General features: G+C 66.9%; 12 protein-coding genes. 7 read left to right on the top strand and 5 right to left on the bottom strand.

Going from position 1 to position 12,813, the window contains the following annotated elements:
* Positions 1–13: 13 nt before the first annotated feature.
* Genes otnI through ltnD form a run of 4 tightly spaced genes read right to left on the bottom strand, consistent with a single transcriptional unit; the run spans position 14 to position 3,706 of the window.
* Positions 14–793, bottom strand: coding sequence for a 2-oxo-tetronate isomerase (otnI, locus tag GPA25_RS02550; RefSeq protein ID WP_169258783.1), 780 nt, complete (start codon positions 791–793; stop codon positions 14–16).
* A gap of 16 nt (positions 794–809) precedes the next feature.
* The gene (gene otnC, locus GPA25_RS02545) at positions 810–1,472 is read right to left on the bottom strand and encodes a 3-oxo-tetronate 4-phosphate decarboxylase (protein WP_169258782.1); all 663 of its coding nucleotides are present in this window, start codon (positions 1,470–1,472) and stop codon (positions 810–812) included.
* The gene (gene otnK, locus GPA25_RS02540; protein WP_169258781.1) at positions 1,469–2,773 is read right to left on the bottom strand and encodes a 3-oxo-tetronate kinase; all 1,305 of its coding nucleotides are present in this window, start codon (positions 2,771–2,773) and stop codon (positions 1,469–1,471) included. The genes otnC and otnK overlap by 4 nt, the downstream gene beginning before the upstream one ends.
* Positions 2,774–2,794: 21 nt before the next feature.
* Positions 2,795–3,706 carry an L-threonate dehydrogenase gene (gene ltnD / locus GPA25_RS02535; RefSeq protein WP_169258780.1) on the bottom strand — a complete coding sequence of 304 codons (912 nt, stop codon included), beginning with the start codon at positions 3,704–3,706 and terminating at the stop codon, positions 2,795–2,797.
* 209 nt (positions 3,707–3,915) lie between these two features.
* Between ltnD and GPA25_RS02530 the strand changes: the two genes are divergently transcribed.
* The 3 genes from GPA25_RS02530 (at position 3,916) to GPA25_RS02520 (ending at position 8,381) form a co-directional block, all read left to right on the top strand.
* Positions 3,916–5,553: an NADP-dependent glyceraldehyde-3-phosphate dehydrogenase gene (locus GPA25_RS02530; RefSeq protein ID WP_169258779.1), complete on the top strand. Its 1,638-nt coding sequence runs from the start codon at positions 3,916–3,918 to the stop codon at positions 5,551–5,553.
* Positions 5,554–5,760: 207 nt separating this feature from the next.
* Complete coding sequence (locus GPA25_RS02525) at positions 5,761–7,032, top strand: ribulose-bisphosphate carboxylase large subunit family protein (protein WP_169258778.1); 1,272 nt, start codon at positions 5,761–5,763, stop codon at positions 7,030–7,032.
* An 11-nt stretch (positions 7,033–7,043) separates the two neighbouring features.
* Positions 7,044–8,381 carry a four-carbon acid sugar kinase family protein gene (locus tag GPA25_RS02520; protein WP_169258777.1) on the top strand — a complete coding sequence of 446 codons (1,338 nt, stop codon included), beginning with the start codon at positions 7,044–7,046 and terminating at the stop codon, positions 8,379–8,381.
* 7 nt (positions 8,382–8,388) lie between these two features.
* On the opposite strand, the gene GPA25_RS02515 is transcribed toward GPA25_RS02520, so the two are convergent.
* On the bottom strand, positions 8,389–9,309 hold the full coding sequence (locus GPA25_RS02515; protein ID WP_211162913.1) for a transcriptional regulator NanR: 921 nt from the start codon (positions 9,307–9,309) through the stop codon (positions 8,389–8,391).
* 97 nt (positions 9,310–9,406) lie between these two features.
* On the opposite strand from GPA25_RS02515, the gene GPA25_RS02510 reads away from it, so the two are divergent.
* From GPA25_RS02510 to GPA25_RS02495, 4 genes are all read left to right on the top strand, one after another.
* Positions 9,407–10,297: a phosphogluconate dehydrogenase C-terminal domain-containing protein gene (locus GPA25_RS02510; RefSeq protein ID WP_281357676.1), complete on the top strand. Its 891-nt coding sequence runs from the start codon at positions 9,407–9,409 to the stop codon at positions 10,295–10,297.
* A gap of 140 nt (positions 10,298–10,437) precedes the next feature.
* Positions 10,438–11,220: an alpha/beta hydrolase gene (locus tag GPA25_RS02505; protein WP_211162912.1), complete on the top strand. Its 783-nt coding sequence runs from the start codon at positions 10,438–10,440 to the stop codon at positions 11,218–11,220.
* 168 nt (positions 11,221–11,388) lie between these two features.
* Positions 11,389–11,874, top strand: coding sequence for a bacteriohemerythrin (locus GPA25_RS02500; protein WP_169258776.1), 486 nt, complete (start codon positions 11,389–11,391; stop codon positions 11,872–11,874).
* Between the two features lie 158 nt (positions 11,875–12,032).
* Complete coding sequence (locus tag GPA25_RS02495) at positions 12,033–12,761, top strand: oxygen-binding di-iron domain-containing protein (protein ID WP_169258775.1); 729 nt, start codon at positions 12,033–12,035, stop codon at positions 12,759–12,761.
* Positions 12,762–12,813 lie beyond the last annotated feature (52 nt).

Genomic DNA, 12,813 nt, shown 5'->3' with positions numbered 1-12,813 from the left:
TCCCCATCCCCTGTCAGGCGTTGAGCGTCTTCAGCCAGCCGAGTCCGTCCTCAGTGCGCCCGCGCGGGCGGTACTCGCAACCGACCCAGCCGGCGTAGCCGAGCTCGTCGAGCAGACGGAACAGATAGCGGTAATTCACTTCGCCGTCGTCCGGCTCGTTGCGCGCCGGCACGCTCGCGATCTGGATGTGGCCGACGTGGTCGAAGTGCTTCTTCAGCGTCATCGCGATGTCGCCTTCCATGATCTGCACATGGTAGAAGTCCATCTGTACTTTCAGGTTCGGCTCGCCGACTTCCTCGCGGATCGCGTGCGCCTCGGCCTGCGTCGACAGGAAGTAGCCGGGCATGTCGCGCAAGTTGATCGGCTCGATCAGCAGCGTGATGCCATGCGGCGCGAGCGCGCGGGCGGCGTAGCGCAGGTTCTCGACATACACGGCGCGATGCGTGGCGCGGTCGGCACCGGCCGGCAGCAGCCCCGCCATCGCGTGCAGGCAGGGCGTGCCTTGCGCCTTCGCGTACTCGAGCGCGGTCGCGACGCCGGCACGGAACTGTTCCTCCCGCCCGGGGAGCGACGCCAAACCCCGCTCGCCCGCTGCCCAGTCGCCCGGCGGCATGTTGAAGAGCGCATTGAAGAGACCGTTTTCTTTCAGCCAGCCGGCCACTTCGGCAGGCTGGTGCTCGTAGGGGAAGAGGAACTCGACCGCCTTGAAGCCTGCCCGCGCGGCGGCGGCGAGGCGTTGCGGGAAGGGCACCTCGTTGAACATCATCGTCAGGTTGGCAGCAAACTTGGGCATGGTTTTTCCTTGATCGTCAGCGTTGCAGCTTGAACACGCGGACCAGTTCGTCGATCTGCGCGTCGTTGAGGGGGCGGGTCGGCAGGTCGCGCAGCAGCAGGAAGAGTTTTGCGGTCTCCTCCAGTTCTTCGGTCGCATACACCGCGGCGTCGAGCGTCGTGCCCGACACCACCGGACCGTGGTTGGCGAGCAACACCGCGCAGTGCTTGCGCGCGAGGCCGCGGATCGCGTCGCCGAGTGCCGGGTCGCCGGGCCGGTAATACGGGATCAGCGGCAGCTTGCCGATCTTCATCACGAAATAGGCGGTGAGCGGCGGCAGGCAGTCCTCGCAGTCGAGCCCGCCCATGCACGATACCGCGGCGGAGTGCGTCGAGTGCAGATGCACGATCGCACCGGCGCCCGCGCGCTCCTCGTACATCGAGCGATGCAGGAAGGCTTCCTTCGACGGCTGCGCGCCGGACACGTGGCGGCCGTCCCAGTCGAGCTTCGCGAGTTCGGCCGGATCGAGCTCGCCGAGGCAGGCGTTGGTCGGCGTCAGCAGCCAGCCGTCGTCGAGGCGCACACTGATGTTGCCGCTGCTGCCCGCGGTGAGTCCGCGGTTGAAGAGCGAGCGGCCGAAGTGCACGATTTCCTCGCGCAACCGATGCTCGTCGCGTCCGGTCGCGACCGCGGCACTCATGTCAGATGCTCCCAGGCCTTGAGGAAGAAGTCGGTGGTGCCGAAGTTGCCGGATTTCAGCGCCAGCGCGAGCGGCGGCGGGGCATTGTCCCCGCCGCTAGCGCCGCTCAGCGCGACGGTCCAGGGCACGCCAGGATCGATCTCCGGCCCGATGCGCAGGCCCGTGACGCCCAAGGCCTTCACGACCGCGCCGGAAGTCTCGCCGCCCGCGACGATCAGCTGGCCGACCCCCGCCGCGACGAGTCCCTGCGCGATCGCCGCAAGCGCGTCCTCGACCAGCGCGCCGGCCGCATCCACACCCAGCTCCGCTTGAACGGCGCGGACCTCCTCCGGCGTCGAGGTCGCATACACCAGCACCGGACCATCCGGCAGCAGCGGCCTCGCCCAGGCGAGCGCCGCCGCGACGACATCCTCGCCACGCGCGAGCGCCCGCGGATCGACGTTGAAAGCCGGCTGCACCGCCTTCATCGCCGCGACCTGCGCTTGCGTGGCCACCGAGCAGCTGCCGGCGACGACCGCGCGGCGTCCGCCGGTTGCCGGCAGCGTCGCCGCGGCGGCACTCGCCTCATTTAGGTCTCCCGCCAGCAGCCCGGCGCGGCGGAAATTCGGCGGCAGGCCCAGCGCGACACCCGAACCTGCAGTCACCAGCGGCATGTCCGCGCAGGCTTCACCCAACGCGAGCAGATCGGCGTTGGTGAGGGCGTCGACGACCGCGAAGCGGCAACCCTCAGTGCGCAGCGCCGCGAAACGCTCGGCGATCGCCGCCCCGCCCTGCGCAACCGTCGCGAATTCCACGAGACCGACCTTGCTCCGCACCTGCTGCTGCAGCACGCGCACGAGGTTCGCGTCCGTCATCGGCGTCAGCGGGTGGTTGCGCATGCCCGAATCGCTCAAGAGCACGTCGCCGACGAAGAGATGGCCCTTGTAGATCGTGCGCTGGTTCGCCGGAAAGGCCGGGCACGCGATGGTGAAGTCGGTGCCGAGCGCCTCCATCAGCGCCTCGGCGACCGGGCCGATGTTGCCGCGCGGCGTCGAATCGAAGGTCGAGCAGTACTTGAAGTAGAACTGCCGGCATCCCTGATCCTGCAGCCATTTCAGCGCCGCGAGCGATTCGGCCGTCGCCTCCTCGACCGGGTTGGTGCGCGATTTCAGCGCGATCACGATCGCGTCGATGTCGTCGGGCACCGGCCCCGTCGGCACGCCGATCATCTGCACGGTGCGCATGCCGTGCTTCACCAGCATGCCGGCGAGGTCGGTGCCGCCGGTGAAGTCGTCCGCGATGCAGCCAAGCAATACTGCCATGTCGTTCTCCTTGCTCTTCGATCAGCGGGCGGCGTCGGTCTTGGGCGCGGGCAGCGTGATGCCCGGGAACATCTTGATCACCGCCGAATCGTCCTCGCGGCCGTGACCGGCGGCCGAAGCCTGCATGAACATCTGGTGCGCGGTCGCTGACAGCGGCAGCGGAAACACCGACTTCTTCGAGTAGTCGAGCACGATGCCGAGATCCTTGACGAAGATATCGACCGCGGACAGCGGCGTATAGTCGCCGGCGAGGATATGCGGCACACGGTTCTGGAACATCCACGAGCTGCCGGCGCTGTTGCTGATGACTTCATACAGCGCGTCCGGATCGACACCGGCGCGCAGCCCCAGTGCCATCGCCTCGGCGGCGGCGGCGATATGCACGCCGGCGAGCAACTGGTTGATCATCTTGACCTTGGAACCCTGCCCCGGCGTGTCACCGAGGCGGTAGAGGCGCGCGCAGATCGCCTTGAACACCGCCTCACAGCGCTCGAACAAGGCCGGATCACCGGAGGCCATCACCGACATCTCGCCGCTCGCGGCCTTGGCCGCGCCGCCGGAGACGGGCGCATCGATCAGATGCAGGCCCATGTCGGCGAGTCGCGCGCCGAGCGCCTCGGCGAATTCGGGCGACACCGTCGCGCTGGCGATCACGATCGAGCCGGGTTTCAGCGTCGGGGCAATGCCCTGCTCGCCGAACAGCACCGCCTCGGTTTGCGCCGCATTGACGACCAGCAGGATCACCGCATCGACGTCCGGGCCCATCGCCGCAGGCGAAGCCGCACCCTGGCCGCCGGCCGCGACTACCGCTGCGACCGCCTCGGCGCGCACATCGCAGGCATGCACGTCGAGCCCGGCGCGCAGCAGGGACTTCGCCACCCCCATGCCCATCGCGCCCAGTCCGACCACGCCAACCGCCTTCACTTTGCTCATCTCGATCTCCTCTGATATCGGTCGATCCGGCTGCGCGCCGGCCGTCCTTTCATTCCCCGATTGCTCATCGCGGACGTGTGGATGCGTCGCAAATCCATGCGTTTCGCGACGCTTGTACTTTGCTGTATGGTCATCATACAATGCGATGACAGACTCGACAACTCGAACGAGGTCTCGCCGCTGATGCGAGTACGAAGGAGACAGGACAGATGACGCACCCCGAAATGCAGGAGCAGCTGCACGCCCTGTTCCCCACCGAATCCGACATCCCCGCCGAGTGCCGCGTGCTCGCGCCGCTGCACCAGCGCGCGATCCTGCTCAACGGCGAGATGCACATCTGGAAGGGCGAGACGCGCCCGGTGCATTCGCCGGTCGCGCTGCGCGGCGCCGACGGCAGCCTCACCCACGTCGAGCTCGGCAGCTTCCCGGTCACCGGCACGGTGGAAGCCGATGCGGCGATCGCCGCGGCCAGCGCCGCCTACAACAACGGTCGCGGCCAGTGGCCGACGATGTCGGTGGCCGATCGCATCAGTTGCGTCGAGAACTTCACCAACCAGATCGTCGCGCGCCGGCACGAGATCGTGAACCTGATCATGTGGGAGATCGGCAAGAGCCTCGCGGACTCCGAGAAGGAGTTCGACCGCACGATCGACTACATCAAGGCGACCATCGCCGAGTTGAAGAACCTCGACAACGCGAACTCGCGCTTCCAGATCGTCGACGGCACGATCGCGCAGATCCGCCGCTCGCCGCTCGGGATCGTGTTGTGCATGGGGCCGTACAACTACCCGATGAACGAGACCTTCTGCACGCTGATCCCGGCGCTGATCATGGGCAACGTGGTGCTGTTCAAGCCGCCGCGCTTCGGCGTGCTGCTGTATTACCCGATGCTGGAGGCGTTCCGCAGTGCCTTCCCGGCGGGCGTGATCAACATCGTGTATGGCCAGGGCCACGTGGTCGTGCCGCACATCATGAGTTCGGGCAAGGTGAACGTGCTGGCGCTGATCGGCACCAGCAAGGTCGCCGACCAGTTGAAGAAGGCGCACCCGAAGACCAACCGCCTGCGCGCGGTGCTGGGGCTGGAGGCGAAGAACGCGGCGATCATCCTGCCGGATGCCGACATCGAACTCACCGTCAAGGAGTGCATCGCGGGGTCGCTGTCCTTCAACGGCCAGCGCTGCACCGCGATCAAGATGATCCTGGTGCATCAGGCGATCGCCGACCAGTTCCTGCGCCGTTTCTGCGAGGAGATCGGCAAACTCAAGATCGGCATGCCGTGGGAAAAGGGCGTGACGCTCACGCCGCTACCCGAGATGGCGAAGGTCGCCTACATGGACGAATGCATCAGCGATGCCGTCGCCAAGGGTGCCAAGGTGCTCAACGAGAACGGCGGCGCCTCGGTCGAGACGCTGTTCTTCCCGGCGGTGGTGTTCCCGGTGAAGGACGGCATGAAGCTCTACCGCGAGGAGCAGTTCGGCCCGGTGGTGCCGGTCGCGCCCTTCGAGGACATCGAGACCGCGCTGGAGTACGTGATCACCTCGAATCACGGTCAGCAGGTGTCGATCTTCGGCACCAATCCGGACCAGATCGCGAACCTCGTCGATCCGCTGGTGAACCAGGTGTGCCGCGTGAACCTCAACGCGCAATGCCAGCGCAGCCCCGACGTGTTCCCCTTCGCCGGGCGCAAGGATTCGGCCGAGGGGACGCTGTCGGTGCATGACGCGCTGCGCTCGTTCTCGATCCGCACGATGGTCGCGGCGAAGCAGAGCCCGGCGTCGAAGAAGCTCCTCGACAGCATCGTGCTCGGCAACAAGTCGAACTTCGTCAATACGCGTTTCATCCTGTAAGACGCGCTAGCGCTTCCTCTCCGGGCCGGTATCGCCGCTCTCCAGACCTTTCAGATACCGGCCCTTTTCGTTTCCGCGCGATTTCTTCACCCGCTCGAGTCGTACCGGCCGAGACGGGCAGGCGCAAAAGACCGCTTCCCTTTACTGGTATGATGACCTAACATCTATACCACTTAACCCGCCCCGGTGGTAACGGAGACCCTCTTCATGACCGAGCGCATCTACGCGAAGTACTGGATCGAAACCCCCTTCCCGGTCGCGATGGCGGCCGAAGTGATGGCCGGCGAGCAGTCGTCGGGCACCTTCACGCGCCTTGCGAACGAGACCGACGAGCTGCGCGCGGCGCATGGCGCGCGTGTCGAAAGCATCGTCGAACTCGATGACGTCGCCGACCCCTCGCTGCCGATCCGCCCGCTGCCGGCCGACATGCGCGGGTCCGCCCGTTTCCGCCGCGCCGAGGTCGTGCTGTCGTGGCCGCTCGCAAACCTCGGCCCCTCGCTGCCGAACCTGCTCGCGACCGTCGCCGGCAACCTCTTCGAGCTGCGCGAGTTCTCCGGCCTGCGCCTGCTCGACCTGACCCTGCCGCCGGCCTTCGCCGACGCGTACCGCGGGCCGCAGTTCGGCATCAGCGGCACGCGCGAGCTGGTCGGCGTCGCCAGCGGCCCGCTGATCGGCACCATCATCAAGCCCAGCGTCGGTCTCTCTCCCGCGCAGACCGCGGGGCTGGTGCGTGAGCTCGTCGAGGCCGGCATCGACTTCATCAAGGACGACGAATTGCAGGCCAACGGCCCGCACAATCCGCTCACTGAACGCGTCGACGCGGTGATGCGCGTCATCAACGAGCACGCCGAGCGCAGCGGCAAGAAGGCGATGTACGCCTTCAACATCACCGGCGAGATCGACGAGATGCGCCGCCACCACGACTACGTCGTCGCCGCCGGCGGCAGCTGCGTGATGGCGACCCTGAACGCCGTCGGCCTGCCGGGCGTCGCCGCACTGCGCAGTCACAGCGAAGTGCCGATCCACGGCCACCGCGCCGGCTGGGGACTCTTCAGCCGCTCGCCACACATCGGCATCAGCTATATCGCCTACCAGAAGCTATGGCGACTCGCCGGTGTCGATCATCTGCACGTGAACGGCCTGCGCAACAAGTTCAGCGAGCCCGACGATTCGGTGATCGCCTCCGCGCGCGAATGCCAGACGCCAATGTTCGCCGCCCCCAAGCCCGGCTGCACGGTGATGCCGGTGTTCTCGTCCGCGCAGAGCGCCGAACAGGCCGCCGACACCTACGCCGCGCTCGGCAACACGGACCTCATCTACTGCTGTGGCGGCGGCATTTTCGCCCACCCGGGCGGCGTCGCCGGCGGCATCGCGAGCCTGCGCCAGGCGTGGGAAGCGGCTGCGCTGGGCGTGCCGCTCGACGTGCATGCCGAACGCCACCCCGAACTCGCCCAGGCGATCCGCACCTTCCGCAAATGAGTGACGCCGCGATGAACGACGACCTGCTGCTTTCCTATTACGGCGACGACCTCACCGGCTCGACCGACGTCATGGAATCGCTCGCGATGCACGGCGTGCCGACCGTGCTGTTCGTGAAGCGCCCGAACGACGCGCAGCGCGCGCGCTTCCCCGACGTCCGCGCGATCGGGCTCGCCGGCACCAGCCGCAGCGAATCGCCGGCGTGGATGGATGCGCAGCTGCCCGAGGCGTTCGCGTGGCTCAAGGGCCTCGGCGCCGCGCTGTGCCATTACAAGGTGTGCTCGACCTTCGACAGCGCGCCCACGGTCGGCAGCATCGGCCGCGCGCTCGACCTCGGCGCCGCCGCTTTCGCACAGAAAGTCACCCCGGTCGTCGTCGGCGTGCCGCAGATGCGCCGCTACACGGTGTTCGGCAACCACTTCGCCGCCGTCAATGGCGTCGTGCACCGCCTCGACCGCCACCCGGTGATGAGCCGCCATCCGGTCACGCCGATGGACGACGCCGACCTCACCCTCCATCTCGGCAAGCAGACGACGAAGCGCATCGCGCTCGCCGACTACGTGATGCTCGGCGCCGACGATGCCGACACGGCGATCGCGCGCCTGATGGACGGCAAGGATGAAGTGCTGCTCTTCGACGTGCCCGACCGCGCGATCCAGAAAGCCGTCGGCCGCCAGCTGTGGCGCCATCGCCGCCCCGGCGGCAGCTTCGTCGTCGGCTCGTCCGGCGTCGAATACGCGCTGATCCAGCAATGGATCGCCGAGCGCATGATCCCCGGCTCCGCCGAGTTCGCATCGCCCGGTGCCGTCGAGCGCATCGCGGTCGTCTCCGGCAGTTGCTCCGAAGTCACCGCGCGCCAGATCCGCTGGGCCGAGCACAACGGTTTCGCCGCGATCGCACTCGACGCGCGCCGCCTCGCGAGCACGATCCATGGCCCCGAGACCTTCGACGCGGCCCTCGCCGACGGCGTCGCGGCGCTCAAGCGCGGGCAGAGCGTCGTGCTGTACACCGCGCTCGGACCGGACTCGAACCTCGTTGACGCGGCCGATTGCGATGAAAGTTTCCGCCATCGCATCGGTCAGCAGCTCGGCGGGCTCCTCAAACGCCTGATCGAACGCGAATCGCTGAAACGCGTCGTGATTGCGGGCGGCGACACGTCCAGCCACGCCTTGCAGCAGTTGGGCGTATTCGCGCTGACGACGCGCCTGCCGCTGCCCGAAACGCCGGGCTCGCCGCTGTGCACCGCGCACAGCGAGGAAGCCCGCTTCGACGGCCTGCAGATCGCGCTCAAAGGCGGCCAGATCGGCAGCGAAGCCTACTTCGGCAACATCCGCGACGGACGCCGCTGAACGGCGCTCAGGTCAGCAGAGACTCCCCCGCACGCGCGCCGGCTTCTTTCGCCGCGGACTGGTACAGCGCGCGGGCGCGCCGCAGGTGATCCGCCATGCGCTGCGCGGCGGCGGCCGGGTCATGCGCCTCGATCGCGCGCAGGATCCCCTCGTGCTCCGTCAAGGTCGTCTGCTCGTTGCCTTCCCAGTGCAGCACCTTCGAATGGAAGCGCGCCAGCCAGCCCAGCATCGCCTCGCTCGTCGCGGTGAAGATCGGATTGCGCGTGACCGCCGCGATGCCGCGGTGAAAAGCCATATCGGCCGCGATGAAGGCCTCGCAATCCTCGTTCAGGGCGCTGCGCTGTCGTTGCAGCAGCGCCGCGAGCCGCGCGACATCCGCCGCATCGGCCAGCTCTGCCGCGCGCTGCGCCATGCCGACCTCGAAGAAGGTGCGCGCCTCCTTCAGGTGCTCCAGCGACTCGGGGGACTGCATCAGCATGTGGCGCGCCGTCAGGTCGAGCTGCGAGATCAGCCCCGACGCGGTCGGCTGCAGCACCTTCGGTCGCTGTCCGTGCTGGATCGAAATCAGCCCCTGGCGCTCCAGCGACTGCATCGCCTCACGGATCGCCGGCCGTCCGACGCCGAGGCTTTCCATCAGCTCGCGTTCGGACGGCAGCGATTCGCCCGGCGGGTAATCGCCGCTGCGGATCAGCTCGTAGAGCCGGTCGAAGACCTCGTTCGAGAGCTTGCGCTTCACTATTTTTCCCGTACCGCCCATCGTCGAGCCCACCCCATCGTTGTCACGCACCTGCGCCCTCGCAGTCTGCCGTTTCCTTGCCGCGCGCATCGCCGACTCCACGCCCACCCCCACGCCCGCGCCCGCGCCGCCGTCGCGATTGTCCCGAAACTCGGCGCCCCCTGCCAGTTTTCCCGCCTGCGCACCTCGCACGCCCCCCGAAGCGCCTCCCGAGCGCACAAATTTCGTCTCAGGCCTTGACTTGCTGGTCTCGTTAGGATGTCATTATACCAGTTTCTCAGAGAACAACATGACAGCCTTCCCGTCACCGGACGGCTGCCACCCGACACCGATGATGGAGATGGATGAAATGACCACAATTGCGCTGATCGGCGCCGGCGGAAAGATGGGTTTCCGCCTGTCGAGCAACCTCAAGAACTCGGACTTCAGGGTGCGCCACGTCGAAGTCGGCGAAGCCGGCCGCCAGCGGCTCGCCACCGAACTCGGCGTCACCTGCGTGGCCGCCGAGGAAGCCGTGCCCGGCGCCGACGTCGTGATCCTCGCCGTGCCCGACAACCTCATCGGCAAGATCGCCGCCGGCCTCAGCCCGATGATGGAAAGCGGCACGATGGTGATCGCGCTCGACGCCGCCGCGCCCTTCGCCGGCCATCTGCCCGCGCGCCCCGACCTCACCTACTTCGTCACCCATCCCTGCCATCCGTCGATCTTCAACGACGAGACCGATCTCGCCGCGAAGAAGGACTACTTCGGTGGCGTCAAGGCGACGCAGCACATCGTCAGCGCGCTGATGCAGGGCCCCGCGGAAGCCTTCGAGCTCGGCGAGAAGATCGCCCGCACCATCTACGCCCCGGTCGGCCGCGCCCACCGCGTCACCGTCGAACAGATGGCGCTGCTCGAACCGGGCCTGTCGGAAACCATCTGCGCCACGCTGCTCGCCGTCATGCGCGAGGCGATGGACGAAGTCATCACCCGCGGCGGCATCCCCAAGGAATGCGCGCGCGACTTCCTGCTCGGCCACATGAACATCCTCGGCGCCGTGATCTTCGAAGAACAGCCCGGCGCCTTCTCGGACGCCTGCAACAAGGCGATCACCTACGGCAAGGCGCAGCTGATGCAGCCCGACTGGAAGCGCGTGTTCGAACCCGAAGAGATCGCCGCGAGCATCGCGCGGATTACCTGAAACCCCTCGTCCGGCCCCGGCGGCCGGGCCATAGGCGCCGGGGCCGTCCTGAGCGGCCCCGGTTCAACGATAAGCACAGCTGATGTGTGACTCTGAACCATACGGTGCATGCGGCTCACTGAAGGTCTAAACTCGGCAAAATGATGCTGCGGCTCGCTATCACCTGCCTGATCATGCTGACCGGGATCGTCATGCTCCAGGACCGTTGGCTCTACTTCCCTGACAAGGCCGCCGTCGCAGACATCGCTTCCGAGCGGCTTCGCGCCTGGCCGACGCCACAGGACTTTCGCGGTCTCGTGGCGGAACCGGCCGGCGTCGTGCGCGGCACGGCCGTCGTCTTTCACGGCAACGCCGGGCATGCCGGTCACCGCGAATTCTACGCCGCCGCGCTCACACGGCTGGGGCTGCGGGTGATCCTTGCCGAGTATCCGGGCTATGGTCCGCGCGACGGCGCGGTCGGCGAAAAGAATCTGGTCGCCGACGCCGAACAGACCGTCGCGCTCGCCCATCGCCTTTATGATGCGCCCATGCTGCTCATCGGCGAATCACTCGGGGCCGGCGTGGTGGCTGCGGCCAGCGCGAGCCAACGCGACGCGACGGCCGGTCTGCTGCTGATCACGCCATGGGATCGGCTCGCGAACGTTGCCACGCTCCACTATCCATGGCTGCCCGTGCAATGGCTGCTGAACGACCGCTACGACAGCGCGACCCACCTGGCGTCGTTCGACCGCCCTGTTCTGGTGATGGTCGCCGAACGGGACAGCATCGTTCCCGCCCGTTTCGGCACCGCGCTTTATGACGGGCTGGCGGCCCCCAAACGACTCGCAGTGGTGAAGGCGGCTGACCATAACGACTGGATCGAGCACATCGACGACACCTGGTGGCGCGAGGCAATCGCCTTCCTGCTCGGTGACTCCCCGTGATTGGCGCGGGGATGTCGGCCGATCTCCGCGTGCCCCCGACGCCGCGCGCATGACAACTCGACTCCTGCAGCGCATAATCAATTGGCCTATGCGCCGGAGCAGCCCTGCGGCCAGCACGGCCCCCCTCCGTAGCGCACGACAATTCCTTGATTCTCCGGGAGAGTTTTCATGAGCGCAGTCCTGTTCGAATGGTCCGACACCTTCAACGTCGGTATCCAGGAGATCGACGAACAACACCGCACCCTGGTTGATCTGCTCAACCAGCTCCACGCCGCGATCCGCGACCACAAGGGCAGCCAGGCCAGCCGCGCAATCCTCGACCAGCTCGCCGAATACACGCGCACGCACTTCCTGCTTGAAGAAAGCCTGATGCGCGTCTCCCACTACGGTGGCTTCGAACTGCACAAGCAGCAGCACGAAGACCTGATCTCCCAGGTCAAGGCGCTGCAGGACAAACTCGACACCGGGCAGGCGGCGATCAGCTTCGAGCTGCTGCACTTCCTGCAGGTGTGGCTGACGAAACACATCAACGAAAGCGACAAGCGCTTCGGCCAGCATTTCGCCAAATCGACAAACCTGCAGGGCTACGCGCAGTGGTCGGATGAGGTCAAGACGACGATGCAGAAGAAGAAATGGTGGTGGAAGTTCTGGTAAGCGGCTGAAGCCGTCGCGTTGGTCCTGCCCGGTTCGCCCGGGCTTTTTTTTGCTTCGAGCTCGCTGCGCCTCGGGCTCGCCCCACGGCCGGCGGCTATAAAGAAATGCTGTCCACTCCAGAACGCCATTCCTGCCCCACGCACGTCAAGGAGAGCCTTATGAGCATTACGAACAGCCAGTCCGGAACGAATGTGCATGAGATTGCGGACGGGATTTATCGCATCAACACGCCGCTCGCCATCGACGGAGCGGGCGGCTTCTCGTTCAACCAGTACCTCATCGCGGACGATGAGCCGCTGCTCTTCCACACCGGCCCGCGGAAGATGTTTCCGCTCGTGCGCGAGGCGCTGGCGAGCGTTTTGCCGATCGAGAAGCTTCGCTACATCGCGTTCTCCCATGTGGAAGCGGACGAGTGCGGCTCGCTCAACGAATGGCTCGGCGCCGCGCCGCAGTCCGTGCCGGTCTGCGGGACCGTGGCGGCGATGGTGTCCATCGGCGACCTTGCCGACCGGGCGCCGCGCGCGCTGGCCGATGGCGAGCGGCTCGCGCTGGGCCGGCACGCCGTGCGCTGGCTCGACGCACCGCATCTGCCACACGGGTGGGATTGCGGTTTTCTGACGGAAGACCTGACCGCCACCCTGCTGTGCGGCGACCTGTTCACACAGCCCGGCGCCGACCTTCCGGCCATGACCGAGGCCGACATTCTCGGGCCGAGCGAAGCCTTTCGCCACGCGATGGATTACTTCGCGCACGCGCAGAATTCGCGCGAATTGCTCGAGAAACTGGCCGCGACGAAGCCGACGACGTTGGCCTGCATGCACGGCAGCGCCTGGCGTGGCGACGGGGCACAACTGCTGCGAGCCCTTGCCGGCGCGCTGTCGACATGATGCACTTCGTCCCTGGCACGACAACATGGTCCGGCCAGGCACGTACCCCGAA

The organism is Aromatoleum diolicum (assembly GCF_012910955.1).
Classification (GTDB): domain Bacteria; phylum Pseudomonadota; class Gammaproteobacteria; order Burkholderiales; family Rhodocyclaceae; genus Aromatoleum; species Aromatoleum diolicum.
The sequence above is the reverse complement of the archived record's forward strand: the minus strand, read 5'-3'. Positions and strand labels throughout refer to the sequence as shown.